Raw genomic sequence first — 12,817 nt, 5'->3', positions numbered from 1 at the left:
TAAGTGGTCTTAGTGTGCACATAAAGAGTTGATTTTGCTCATATCAATAATAGAGAGTTTTTAAATTAGCTTTTCTGTAGGGATGTAATTTTTTAGTCGTTCCAGCTTTTAATGCGTACTTATTGATCGCATCTCTATGATATGCCACGGGCATCAGTCACTTCCCAGACGGCACGCGAATCTTTGCAACAACGATTTATCCCCGCTCACGCGGGGAACAGAGCAACAAGCAACCACATTCGCTGGCGGTTGCCGGTTTCCCCGCTCGCGCGGGGAACACGCAGCAATAAAACGCTGGCAAAGCTGGTCCCTCGGTTTATCCCCGCTCGCGCGGGGAACACCCTAAAATTATCTGATTGATTACTAAATTCTTTTTCAAGCCTGATAATTCTACCGAATTCTACACCCAGGCTTAAGCCAGATGCACACTTAATCACCAGCACAAAATTCAGGCAAAAAAAAGCCCCCTTATCGGGAGCTTTTCTATCAGTCAGAGCGACTTATTTCTTTTTCGCTTTCGCGTTAGGCAGATCGGTGATGCTGCCTTCAAAGATTTCCGCCGCCAGACCCACTGACTCATGCAGGGTCGGGTGAGCATGGATGGTCAGCGCGATATCTTCCGCATCACAACCCATCTCGATCGCCAGACCGATTTCACCCAGCAGCTCGCCGCCGTTGGTGCCGACAATCGCGCCACCGATAACCCGGTGCGTTTCTTTGTCGAAAATCAGTTTGGTAATGCCGTCTGCACAGTCAGAAGCGATAGCACGGCCAGAGGCTGCCCACGGGAAGGTGGCGGTCTCGTAGCTGATGCCTTTCTCTTTCGCTTCTTTCTCGGTCAGGCCGACCCAGGCAACTTCTGGCTCGGTATAAGCGATGGATGGGATCACTTTAGGATCGAAGTAGTGCTTCAGACCCGAGATCACTTCCGCCGCAACGTGGCCTTCGTGCACACCTTTGTGCGCCAGCATTGGCTGACCGACGATGTCGCCGATAGCGTAGATGTGCGGCACGTTAGTGCGCATCTGCTTATCGACACGAATGAAGCCGCGATCGTCCACTTCCACGCCCGCTTTGCCCGCATCCAGACCTTTACCATTCGGCACACGACCGATAGCAACCAGCACTGCATCGTAACGCTGTGCTTCGCCTGGCGCTTTTTTACCTTCCATCGAAACGTAAATGCCATCGTCTTTTGCTTCAACGGCGGTCACTTTGGTTTCCAGCATCAGGTTAAATTTCTTGCTGATTTTCTTGGTGAAGACTTTCACCACGTCTTTATCCGCAGCCGGGATGACCTGATCGAACATCTCGACCACATCAATCTCTGAACCCAGCGCATGATAAACCGTCGCCATTTCCAGACCGATGATACCGCCACCCATAACCAGCAGACGCTTCGGTACTTCTTTCAGTTCCAGTGCATCGGTTGAGTCCCAGACGCGTGGATCTTCATGTGGAATAAACGGCAGTTCGATTGGGCGTGAACCCGCAGCGATGATAGCGTTATCGAAGTTGATGGTGGTCGCGCCGCCTTCTCCTTCAACCACCAGGGTGTTAGCACCGGTGAATTTGCCCAGGCCATTAACCACTTTGACTTTACGGCCTTTTGCCATACCTGACAGGCCGCCAGTCAACTGGTTGATCACCTTCTCTTTCCAGCTGCGAATCTTGTTGATATCAGTCGATGGCTGACCAAACACAATGCCGTGCTCTTCAAGGGCTTTCGCCTCTTCAATCACTTTAGCAACGTGCAGCAGCGCTTTAGATGGGATACAACCGACGTTCAGACAAACACCACCAAGGGTGCTGTAACGCTCTACCAGTACGGTTTCCAGACCTAAATCCGCGCAACGGAAGGCTGCAGAGTATCCTGCAGGACCCGCCCCAAGTACGACGACCTGGGTTTTAATCTCTGTACTCATCATGACCTCTTATTTGATATCCGGCGGGTCAGACGTTCTTATGATGCCCTTGTTCCACCGGGACTTTCACCGCAAGAGTTTACAGAATTGTTAACAAACTGCCAACCGCGGTGCGACGAATCGTTACAGGAAGGCCGGCTTTCGCCGGCCTTCTTCACATTTACATAACTAAACGACGAATGTCGGACAGCATATTGCCGATCAAAGTGATGAAACGCGCACCATCAGCACCGTCGATAACCCGGTGATCGAAGGAAAGAGAAATTGGCATCATCAGACGCGGCGTAAACTCTTTACCGTTCCATACCGGCTCCATCGCCGATTTGGAGACGCCAAGGATTGCCACTTCCGGCGCGTTAACGATCGGCGCGAAGTGGGTGGTTCCCAGGCCGCCAAGGCTGGAGATGGTAAAGCATCCGCCCTGCATGTCCCCTGCCGTCAGCTTACCGTCACGCGCTTTCTTCGAAATCGCCATCAGTTCACGCGACAGCTCGGTGATGCCTTTTTTGTTCACGTCCTTGAAGACCGGAACCACCAGGCCATTCGGCGTATCAACCGCCACACCGATGTTGATGTATTTCTTCAGCGTCAGCTTCTGCGCATCTTCTGACAACGAGCTATTGAAGCGTGGCATCTGCTCAAGCGCCGCAGCAACCGCTTTCATGATGAACACCACCGGGGTGTACTTCACGTCCATCTTACGCTTCTCGGCTTCCGCGTTCTGCTGCTTACGGAATGCTTCCAGGTCGGTGATGTCGGTTTTGTCGAAATGCGTAACGTGCGGGATCATCACCCAGTTACGGCTCAGGTTAGCACCGGAAATTTTCTGGATGCGTCCCAGTTCGACTTCTTCGATTTCACCAAACTTACTGAAGTCCACTTTCGGCCATGGCAGCATGCCTGGCAGACCACCGCCGCTGGCAGCAGCAGGTGCCGCTTCAGCGCGTTTGACCGCCTCTTTCACGTAGCTCTGCACGTCTTCTTTCAGGATGCGACCTTTGCGGCCGGTGCCTTTGACTTTCGCCAGGTTGACACCGAACTCACGCGCCAGACGACGGATCACCGGGGTAGCGTGAACGTACGCATCGTTCTCGGCAAACTCACCTTTGCTCTCCGCTTTGGCTGCTGCCGGTGCTGCGGCAGGTTTCGCTTCGGCTTTTTCTGCCGGTGCGGCTGCATCCTGCTTCGCGGCTGCAGGTGCTGCGGCTGGCGCGGCACCTTCCACTTCAAACACCATGATCAGCGAGCCGGTGCTGACTTTGTCGCCGGTGGTCACTTTCAGCTCTTTCACGGTGCCCGCGAATGGCGCAGGCACTTCCATTGACGCTTTGTCGCCTTCCACTACGATCAGGGACTGCTCAGCCTCAACTTTGTCGCCGACTTTAACCAGCACTTCAGTGACTTCTACTTCGTCACCACCGATGTCCGGTACGTTAACCTCTTTTGCGCCCGCAGCCGCAGCCGGAGCCGTTGCCGCTTCTTCTTTCACTTCAGGTTTCGCGTCAGCGGCTGGCGCTGCGCCTTCCGCTTCAAACACCATGATGTGCGAACCGGTGCTCACTTTGTCGCCGGTGGCAATCTTGATCTCTTTCACGGTGCCGGCGAACGGAGCCGGGACTTCCATCGAGGCTTTGTCGCCTTCCACCACGATCAGCGACTGTTCTGCTTCAACTTTGTCGCCAACCTTCACCAGAATCTCAGTGACTTCAACTTCGTCACCGCCGATATCCGGCACATTGACATCTTTGCTGGCGGTAGCAGAGGCAGCCGCTGGCGCCGGGGCCGCGTCGGCTTTTTTCTCTGCGGCCGGTGCCGGGGCAGCTTCTGCCGCACCTTCTGCCTCAAACATCATGATCAGCGAGCCGGTTTCCACTTTGTCACCGGTGGCGATTTTGATCTCTTTGATCACGCCAGCCTGCGGCGAAGGCACTTCCATTGAGGCTTTGTCGCCTTCCACGGTGATCAGCGACTGTTCGGCTTCCACCTTGTCGCCAACTTTCACCAGAATCTCGGTGACTTCTACTTCGTCAGACCCGATATCCGGTACCTTAATTTCGATAGCCATTACTCTATTACCTCTTAAGCCAGACGCGGGTTAACTTTATCGGCATCGATATTGAATTTGGTGATCGCGTCAGCCACCACTTTCTTCTCAATCTCGCCACGTTTAGCCAGCTCACCCAGCGCGGCAACCACGACATAAGATGCATCCACTTCGAAGTGATGACGCAGATTTTCGCGGCTGTCAGAGCGACCAAAGCCATCGGTACCCAGCACGCGATAGTCGCTGGCTGGCACATAGCTACGAACCTGCTCAGCGAACAGCTTCATGTAGTCGGTTGAGGCGACGGCCGGTGCATCGTTCATCACCTGAGCAATGTAAGGCACGCGCGGTGCTTCTGTCGGATGCAGCATGTTCCAGCGCTCACAATCCTGTCCGTCACGCGCCAGTTCGGTGAACGAGGTCACGCTGTAGACGTCAGAGCCGATACCGTAGTCTTTCGCCAGGATCTGCGCGGCTTCACGTACGTGACGCAGGATAGAACCTGAACCCAGCAGCTGGACTTTACCTTTGCTGCCGTCGACCGTTTCCAGCTTGTAGATACCCTTACGGATACCCTCTTCCGCACCCTGCGGCATCGCCGGCATGTGGTAGTTTTCGTTCAGCGTGGTGATGTAGTAGTAGACGTTCTCTTGCGCTTCGCCATACATCCGCACCAGACCATCATGCATGATCACCGCGACTTCATACGCATATGAAGGATCGTAGGAGATACAGTTGGGAATGGTCAGCGACTGAATGTGGCTGTGACCATCTTCATGCTGCAAACCTTCGCCGTTCAGCGTGGTACGACCGGAGGTGCCGCCGACCAGGAAGCCGCGCGCCTGTTGGTCGCCCGCCAGCCACATCAGATCGCCGATGCGCTGGAAGCCGAACATCGAATAGTAGATGTAGAACGGGATCATCGGCAGGTTATTGGTGCTGTAAGAGGTCGCCGCCGCCAGCCAGGATGACCCTGCGCCCAGCTCGTTGATCCCTTCCTGCAGAATTTGACCTTTCTCGTCTTCTTTGTAGTAGGCAACCTGCTCACGGTCCTGCGGCGTGTACTGCTGGCCGTTCGGGCTGTAGATACCGATCTGACGGAACAGACCTTCCATACCAAAGGTACGCGCTTCGTCCGCCAGGATTGGAACCAGACGATCTTTGATCGACTTGTTCTTCAGCATCACGTTCAGGGCACGCACAAAGGCGATGGTGGTAGAGATCTCTTTGTTCTGCTCTTCCAGCAGCGCACCGAACTCTTCCAGCGCTGGCATTTCCAGCTTCTCGGTGAACTTCGGCTGACGCGTCGGCAGGTAGCCGCCCAACTTCTCACGCTGACCGTGCAGATAGTTGTACTCTTCAGAGCCTTTGTCGAAGGTCACGTACGGCAGTGATTCAATCTTGTCATCCGCTACCGGCACGTTGAAGCGATCACGGATATAGCGCACGCCATCCATGTTCATCTTCTTCACCTGGTGAGCAATGTTTTTGCCTTCCGCGGTGTCGCCCATACCATAACCTTTAATGGTATGCGCCAGGATCAGCACCGGCTTGCCTTTGGTGTCCTGTGCTTTTTTCAGTGCCGCGTAGATTTTCTTCGGATCGTGGCCGCCACGGTTCAGTGCCCAGATTTCATCATCGGACATATCTTTAACCAGCGCGGCGGTTTCCGGATATTTACCAAAGAAGTGCTCACGCACATAGGCGCCATCACGGGATTTAAAGGTCTGGTAGTCGCCGTCAACGGTTTCGTTCATCAGCTGAATCAGCTTGCCGCTGGTATCTTTGCGCAGCAGCTCATCCCAGCGACCGCCCCAGATGACTTTGATCACTTCCCAGCCAGCACCGGCAAAGATGCCTTCCAGCTCGTTGATGATCTTACCGTTACCGGTGACCGGGCCATCCAGACGCTGCAGGTTGCAGTTGATGATGAAGACCAGGTTATCCAGTTTTTCACGGGTGGCGATGGTGATTGCGCCTTTTGATTCCGGCTCATCCATCTCGCCATCGCCGAGGAAGGCGTACACGGTCTGCGCCGAGGTATCTTTCAGGCCACGGTGTTCCAGATATTTCAGGAACTTCGCCTGGTAGATAGCCGACAGCGGACCCAGACCCATAGAAACGGTCGGGAACTGCCAGAATTCCGGCATCAGTTTCGGGTGCGGATAAGAAGATAGGCCTTTACCGGCCACTTCCTGACGGAAGTTGTTCATCTGCTCTTCAGTCAGACGACCTTCAAGGAACGCACGGGCATAAATACCAGGGGAAATGTGGCCCTGGAAGTAAACCAGGTCGCCGCCATCCTTCTCACTGCGCGCGCGGAAGAAGTGGTTAAAGCACACTTCATAAATGGTGGCAGAAGACTGGAAGGAGGACATGTGGCCACCGAGTTCCAGGTCTTTCTTCGATGCGCGCAGCACCGACATGATGGCGTTCCAGCGGATCGCGGAACGGATACGACGTTCAAGAGAGGTGTTGCCCGGATAATCCGGTTCATCTTCAACGGCAATAGAGTTGATATAGTTGCTGATTGCAGAAGATCCTGCAGCAACGTTCACGCCGCCTTTGCGGGCTGCACCCAGTACCTGATCAATCAGATACTGCGCACGTTCAACACCTTCTTCACGGATGACCGATTCGATCGCCTGTAGCCAGTCACGAGTTTCAATCGGATCCACGTCATTGTGTAAACGTTCTGACATGGGTGTGTTCCTTATCTGTGTCTAATACGTTGAATAATCGGGAGCCTGTTTCAGCACATGCAGGCAGGCTCGTCGCACATGTCCGTACGATCTTTGTCGCACGTTATTCCTTACGTTGCTGTAAACGACGCAGGGAGCGTTCTCGACGGCTCTGCTCCCGACTTCTGTCCAGCAAGATTTCCTCAATGAACGCCAGGTGACGGTGTGAAGCCTCGCGCGCTTTTTCCGGCTCACGAGCCACAATCGCCTCAAAGATTCTGGCGCGGTGACCGCTCACTTTCGCCAGCATTTCCCGGCGCGAGTAGAGCAATTCAAAATTCTGACGGACGTTTCGTTCCAGCATAGGGCCCATAGAGCGTAGCAAATGCAAAAGCACAACATTGTGGGCTGCTTCTGTGACAGCGATCTGATACTGCATCACTGCGTCCGCTTCGGCGTCTAAGTCGCCGCTGTCCTGTGCCTGCTGGATCTGCAGATGGCAATCGCGAATCCGCAGCAGATCCTCTTCGGTGCCGCGCAGCGCCGCATAATAGGCGGCAATGCCTTCTAGGGCGTGGCGCGTTTCCAGCAGGTCAAATTGTGATTCCGGATGGTCGGCGAGAAGCTCTACGAGTGGATCGCTCATGCTTTGCCAGAGATGCTCCTGTACGAACGTTCCGCCACCCTGACGGCGTAGCAGTAATCCTTTGGCTTCTAAGCGCTGGATCGCTTCGCGGAGAGACGGACGTGAGACATCGAATTGTTTGGCGAGTTCGCGCTCGGGGAGCAGCTTCTCTCCCGGACGCAGCGTCCCTTCCATGATCAGGGATTCGAGCTGTTGCTCGATAGCGTCGGAGAGCTTGGGTTGGCGAATCTTACTGTAAGCCATCGTCCCTTCTTATTAAGCCAATCGTCCGGAGTAAATTGGTAATACCAATTGTCAAAAGGAGCCGGTAAAGTAACAAAGTATTCACCTTGTGTCTATACGGTGCAGATGACATTCCACCACGGCTAAAGCCAGTGCTGACGCTAACTTACGGTTAAAAAAATGAAAAATTACCGTGGAAGTAAATGTTAAATATTTTCACTTTTACCAAACCTTACACCCGCTTAGCCGTTAAACGCAGCGGCAGCCATAAGCGAAAGCTATTCGTCATCAGTAACATTTCATGGCAGAAATTCGGAAGACAGCGACGTGAGCCAGGCGCTGTTTTTTCAGTCAATGCCCAGCACAAAAAGCGAAAGCAGGTGCAAAGCGATTCGCTTATCACTATTCTTGTCGCCAGGGTAGCGCATGGCAGCAGACGGCAGGCCAGATACCGTAAAAAAATCAATACATTAATGTAACCACTTCATTACAGCGGTTTGCGCTGCGAACGAAGAATAAAAACATCACGAGGTTTGTATGGAACAACAGCAAGGCGAAGCGCTGAAACGTGGCCTGAAGAACCGCCATATTCAGCTCATCGCGCTGGGTGGTGCGGTGGGGACCGGCCTGTTTCTCGGCAGTGCATCGGTCATTGAGTCCGCCGGGCCGGCCGTTATTCTGGGGTATGCCATTGCCGGTTTTATTGCCTTTTTGATCATGCGCCAGTTAGGCGAGATGGTGGTGGAAGAGCCGGTTGCCGGCAGCTTTAGCCACTTCGCTTATAAGTACTGGGGCAACTTTGCTGGCTTCGCATCGGGCTGGAACTACTGGGTACTCTATGTACTGGTGGCGATGGCGGAGCTGACCGCAGTCGGCAAATATATCCAGTTCTGGTGGCCTGACTTTCCGACCTGGGCCTCAGCCGCCATCTTCTTTGTGATGATTAACGCCATCAACCTGACCAACGTGAAAGTGTTTGGCGAAATGGAATTCTGGTTCGCCATCATCAAAGTGGTCGCGGTGATTGGCATGATCCTGTTCGGCGGCTGGTTGCTGTTCAGCGGCAGCGGCGGCCCGCAGGCAACGGTGCGCAATCTGTGGGAACAGGGCGGATTTTTCCCTCACGGCCTCGGTGGGCTGGTGATGGTAATGGCGATCATTATGTTCTCGTTTGGCGGTCTGGAACTGGTGGGGATTACCGCCGCAGAAGCCGATAATCCGGAAACCAGCATTCCCAAAGCCACCAACCAGGTGCTGTGGCGCATCCTGATTTTCTATATCGGTTCGCTGGCGGTGCTGCTGTCACTGATGCCGTGGACCCGGGTTACCGCCGAAGTCAGCCCGTTCGTTTTCATCTTCCATGAGCTGGGTGATGCGATGGTGGCCAATGCGCTGAATGTGGTGATCCTGACTGCGGCGCTGTCGGTCTATAACAGCTGCGTTTACTGCAACAGTCGCATGCTGTTTGGCCTGGCGCAGCAAGGCAACGCGCCAAAAGCGCTGCTGAAAGTGGATCGCCGCGGCGTGCCGGTGCTGACCATTCTGGTCTCCGCCGTCGCGACTGCGCTGTGCGTATTGATTAACTACCTGATGCCGGGCGAGGCTTTCGGCCTGCTGATGTCTCTGGTGGTTTCTGCGCTGGTGATCAACTGGGCGATGATCAGCCTGGCCCACCTGAAATTCCGTCGTAAGAAAGATCAGCAAGGGGTCACCACCCGCTTTAAAGCGCTGCTCTATCCGGTGGGTAACTGGATTTGCCTGATCTTCCTGGCGGCGATTCTGGTCCTGATGGCAAACACGCCGGGCATGGCGATTTCCGTCTGGTTGATCCCGGTCTGGCTGGTCATCCTGGGCATCGGTTACTTCATTAAGAATCAGACGCAGAAAGCCTGATAAGCACTTTCCTGCTGCGACACCGAGAGCTGTCGCAGCAGGCTACTTTCCCCCGCCAGCTTAGGCTGCCAAAGACCGATCCAGCTCACACTTCTCCCCGCGCACCTGATTTGTCCATCTTCACGGCGATTTATTCCCAGTCATCTCTCTGATTTAGCGACAATAATTCCTGTTCACACCGGATGCGCAGGAGAGAACCATGAAAGGTGCAGCCCTCTCGTTTCGAGAAAAACTGGGTTATGGCATGGGCGATGCCGGATGCAACATGATTGGCGGTGCCATCATGCTGTTCCTTAACTACTTCTATACCGATGTTTTCGGTTTAGCCCCGGCGCTGGTCGGCACGCTGCTGCTGTCGGTGCGGGTACTGGATGCGGTAACCGATCCGATTATGGGCGCGATTGCCGATCGCACCCAGAGTCGCTGGGGTCGTTTCCGCCCGTGGCTGCTGTGGGTTTCCGTCCCGTATGTGCTGTTCAGCGTGCTGATGTTTACCACGCCGGACTGGACCTACCATAACAAGGTGATCTGGGCCTTCGTCACCTACTTCCTGATGTCGCTGACCTACACTGCCATCAACATTCCCTACTGCTCGCTGGGCGGCGTAATTACCAACGATCCCGGTGAGCGCGTCTCCTGTCAGTCTTACCGTTTCGTGATGGTCGGCATCGCAACGCTGATCCTGTCGATGTCGCTGCTGCCGATGGCGGAATGGTTTGGCGGCGAAGACAAGGCGCGGGGCTATCAGATGGCGATGACCGTGCTGGCAACCATCGGCCTGGCGATGTTCCTGTTCTGCTTTGCCACGGTGCGTGAGCGTATTCATCCTGCCGTCCCCAGCAATGACGATCTGAAGAAAGATCTGCGCGACGTCTGGAAAAACGACCAGTGGGTGCGCATTCTGCTGCTAACCTTCTGCAACGTTTGTCCCGGTTTTATCCGCATGGCCGCCACCATGTATTACGTGACCTGGGTAATGGGACAATCGACCCACTTCGCCACGCTGTTTATCAGCCTCGGCGTGATTGGCATGATGTTCGGCAGTACGCTGGCAAAAGTGCTGACCGACCGCTGGTGTAAGCTCAAGGTCTTCTTCTGGACCAACATTGCACTGGCGCTGTTCTCCAGCGCATTTTACTGGATCGATCCGCACGCCACGCTGATGGTGGTGATCGCCTACTTTGTGCTGAACATCCTGCATCAGATTCCGTCGCCGCTGCACTGGTCGCTGATGGCCGATGTAGATGACTATGGCGAATGGAAAACCGGCAAACGCATCACCGGTATCAGCTTCTCTGGTAACCTGTTCTTTCTCAAAGTGGGACTGGCGGTCGCCGGGGCGATGGTTGGCTTCCTGTTGTCGATCTACGGCTACAATGCCGGGGCGAAACAGCAGTCGCCGGAAGCGATCAACGGCATCATGCTGCTGTTTACTGTGATCCCTGGCGTTGGCTATCTGATTACTGCGGGTGTAGTGCGCCTGATGAAGGTCGACCGTAAAATGATGATCATTATCCAGCAGGATCTCGCGCTGCGCCGCGAAAATTTCCGAGACTTACAGACTACTCGCCCACGCGACGGCGTTGTCCCGCAAACCGGAGAAGTAAAATGACCACTACCTGGCCTAATCCCTTTATTGAACAGCGCGCCGACCCGTTTATCCTGCGTCATGATCAGCACTACTATTTTATCGCCTCGGTGCCGGAATATGACCGGCTGGAGATCCGGCGGGCCGATACGCTGGATGGCCTGCGCAGCGCCGAACCGGTGGTGGTCTGGCGCAAACCGGACAGCGGCCCCTGCAGCGAGCTGATCTGGGCGCCGGAACTGCACGTTATTGATGGCCAGTGGGTGATCTACTTCGCCGCGGCTCCGACGCGCGACATCAAAGATGGTCTGTTTCAGCATCGGATGTACGCGCTGGTGTGTGATGCAGCCGATCCGCTGCAGGGCGAATGGCTGCCCTGCCGCCGGGTATTCAGCCAGTTCGACAGCTTCTCACTTGATGCCACCCACTTCGTGCACCAGGGTAAGAACTGGTATCTGTGGGCGCAAAAAGATCCGGCTATTCCGGGTAACTCCAACCTCTATCTGGCAGAGTTGCTTAACCCCTGGACGCTGAAAGGCACGCCGGTGATGCTGAGCCGGCCGGAATATGAATGGGAATGTGCCGGGTTTAGCGTTAACGAAGGCGCGGCGGTGATCAGCCATGGCGATCGGCTGTTCGTAACCTACTCTGCCAGCGCCACCGATGAGAATTACTGTCTGGGTTTACTGTCGATTGCGATCGATGCCGATCCGCTCGACGTCACCGCCTGGCAGAAATCTGCGCGGCCGGTGTTTGTATCGAGCTGGGATAATCATCAGTATGGACCGGGTCACAACAGCTTTACCCAGGATGAGGCGGGACGCGACGTGCTGGTTTACCACGCGCGTAACTACACCGAAATTGAAGGCGATCCGTTATGGGATCCGAATCGCCATACCCGGCTGAAGTACTTTGACTGGCGGGCAGATGGCACACCTGACTTTGGCGTGCCGCCCGCCGATCACACCAGCGTGCCGTAGATCGTCAGCAACGCAACGGCCACCACCAGCACCAGCGACGTTCGTTTCGCTAACGCCACGGCAACCCGTGGCGTTTCCACTTTATCAGTGTGCGGATCGCGCGACAGCGAGAACTGGGCCAGGCTGGTCAGCACCTGATACTGCGAACGATGACGGTCGGTCAGCGAGGCAAACCATGCCGGCAACGCTTTCTCGCCGTGTCCCAGCAAGGCGTAGGCCACACCTGCCAGCCGCACCGGGATCCAGTCGAGCACATGCAGTATGCTATCCACGCCCGACTGCGCACGCGCCATCGGCGTGCCCTGTTTTGCCAGCCAGCCCTGCCAGGCGCGCAGGAATGCGTAACCCACCAGCAGCACCGGTCCCCATGCGCCGCCTGCCACCAGCCAGAACATCGGCGCGAGGTAGAAGCGGAAGTTAATCCAGATTAGCGCATTCTGCAGTTCGCGCAGGAATTCACGCTCGCTGCACTCAACCGGCACACCGTGGATCAGAGTCAGCTCTGCCGCCATCGCCTGATGGGCAGCGGCATCATCGTGGCTGGCCGCTTTCAGATAGGTGTGATAGTGCAGACGAACCGATCCCGCCCCGATACATAACAGCCCGATGACGATCCAGAACAGCAGTTGCAGCACGCCAAACAGCAACCCCTTCAGGCTCCAGACTACCAGTGCCGTCACGGCCATCACCAGCACCGTCATCAGCAGGGTGCGCATCATCGAGAAATGCTGGCGACGACGAAAAAACGGCTCCAGCCGATGTTCGAGCTGCCAGTGCTCGCCCAGCTTAAACAGGCGCTCCCAGCCTAAAACCAATAACAAGGTAAACAACGTCATAC

The 12,817-nt window shown here is 55.2% G+C and carries 9 protein-coding genes; 4 read left to right on the top strand and 5 right to left on the bottom strand.

The window, feature by feature from the left end; translation table 11 throughout:
* Positions 1-500: 500 nt before the first annotated feature.
* The 4 genes from lpdA to pdhR all read right to left on the bottom strand — a co-directional run bounded on the left by lpdA (position 501) and on the right by pdhR (position 7,539).
* Entirely contained in the window at positions 501-1,925 is a 1,425-nt protein-coding gene (gene lpdA, locus AC6I8I_RS03295; RefSeq protein WP_031376687.1) for a dihydrolipoyl dehydrogenase, read from the bottom strand.
* Positions 1,926-2,085: 160 nt separating this feature from the next.
* On the bottom strand, positions 2,086-3,990 hold the full coding sequence (gene aceF / locus AC6I8I_RS03290; RefSeq protein ID WP_312055397.1) for a pyruvate dehydrogenase complex dihydrolipoyllysine-residue acetyltransferase: 1,905 nt from the start codon (positions 3,988-3,990) through the stop codon (positions 2,086-2,088).
* Between the two features lie 14 nt (positions 3,991-4,004).
* Positions 4,005-6,671, bottom strand: a complete 2,667-nt coding sequence (aceE, locus tag AC6I8I_RS03285) for a pyruvate dehydrogenase (acetyl-transferring), homodimeric type (protein WP_031376688.1) — start codon at positions 6,669-6,671, stop codon at positions 4,005-4,007.
* Positions 6,672-6,774: 103 nt separating this feature from the next.
* On the bottom strand, positions 6,775-7,539 hold the full coding sequence (gene pdhR, locus AC6I8I_RS03280) for a pyruvate dehydrogenase complex transcriptional repressor PdhR (RefSeq protein ID WP_031376689.1): 765 nt from the start codon (positions 7,537-7,539) through the stop codon (positions 6,775-6,777).
* Positions 7,540-7,721: 182 nt separating this feature from the next.
* Here pdhR and AC6I8I_RS03275 point away from each other — a divergent pair, with 182 nt between their 5' ends.
* From AC6I8I_RS03275 to AC6I8I_RS03260, 4 genes are all read left to right on the top strand, one after another.
* Complete coding sequence (locus tag AC6I8I_RS03275; RefSeq protein ID WP_312055396.1) at positions 7,722-7,997, top strand: hypothetical protein; 276 nt, start codon at positions 7,722-7,724, stop codon at positions 7,995-7,997.
* Positions 7,998-8,055: 58 nt separating this feature from the next.
* The gene (aroP, locus tag AC6I8I_RS03270; RefSeq protein WP_031376690.1) at positions 8,056-9,411 is read left to right on the top strand and encodes an aromatic amino acid transporter AroP; all 1,356 of its coding nucleotides are present in this window, start codon (positions 8,056-8,058) and stop codon (positions 9,409-9,411) included.
* Positions 9,412-9,610: 199 nt separating this feature from the next.
* The gene (locus AC6I8I_RS03265) at positions 9,611-11,023 is read left to right on the top strand and encodes a glycoside-pentoside-hexuronide (GPH):cation symporter (RefSeq protein ID WP_312055395.1); all 1,413 of its coding nucleotides are present in this window, start codon (positions 9,611-9,613) and stop codon (positions 11,021-11,023) included.
* Entirely contained in the window at positions 11,020-11,979 is a 960-nt protein-coding gene (locus AC6I8I_RS03260; protein ID WP_312055394.1) for a glycoside hydrolase family 43 protein, read from the top strand. The genes AC6I8I_RS03265 and AC6I8I_RS03260 overlap by 4 nt, the downstream gene beginning before the upstream one ends.
* Here AC6I8I_RS03260 and ampE read toward each other — a convergent pair.
* A complete protein-coding gene (gene ampE / locus AC6I8I_RS03255; RefSeq protein ID WP_312055393.1) occupies positions 11,961-12,815 on the bottom strand; it encodes a beta-lactamase regulator AmpE in 855 nt (284 codons plus the stop codon). The two genes, AC6I8I_RS03260 and ampE, sit on opposite strands and share 19 nt — an antisense overlap.
* Between the last annotated feature and the right edge of the window lie 2 nt (positions 12,816-12,817).

The sequence above is a fragment of the Pantoea sp. X-Soil-YNGN-775 genome (assembly GCF_059730575.1).
Note: the sequence above shows the minus strand (reverse complement) of the source record. Positions and strands in the feature narration are given on the sequence as shown.

Bases quoted from the DNA above. Each gene is read 5' to 3' on its own strand.
- lpdA (WP_031376687.1), bottom strand. From the start codon at position 1,925: ATGAGTACAGAGATTAAAACCCAGGTCGTCGTACTTGGGGCGGGTCCT.
- aceF (WP_312055397.1), bottom strand. From the start codon at position 3,990: ATGGCTATCGAAATTAAGGTACCGGATATCGGGTCTGACGAAGTAGAA.
- aceE (WP_031376688.1), bottom strand. From the start codon at position 6,671: ATGTCAGAACGTTTACACAATGACGTGGATCCGATTGAAACTCGTGAC.
- pdhR (WP_031376689.1), bottom strand. From the start codon at position 7,539: ATGGCTTACAGTAAGATTCGCCAACCCAAGCTCTCCGACGCTATCGAG.
- AC6I8I_RS03275 (WP_312055396.1), top strand. From the start codon at position 7,722: ATGTTAAATATTTTCACTTTTACCAAACCTTACACCCGCTTAGCCGTT.
- aroP (WP_031376690.1), top strand. From the start codon at position 8,056: ATGGAACAACAGCAAGGCGAAGCGCTGAAACGTGGCCTGAAGAACCGC.
- AC6I8I_RS03265 (WP_312055395.1), top strand. From the start codon at position 9,611: ATGAAAGGTGCAGCCCTCTCGTTTCGAGAAAAACTGGGTTATGGCATG.
- AC6I8I_RS03260 (WP_312055394.1), top strand. From the start codon at position 11,020: ATGACCACTACCTGGCCTAATCCCTTTATTGAACAGCGCGCCGACCCG.
- ampE (WP_312055393.1), bottom strand. From the start codon at position 12,815: ATGACGTTGTTTACCTTGTTATTGGTTTTAGGCTGGGAGCGCCTGTTT.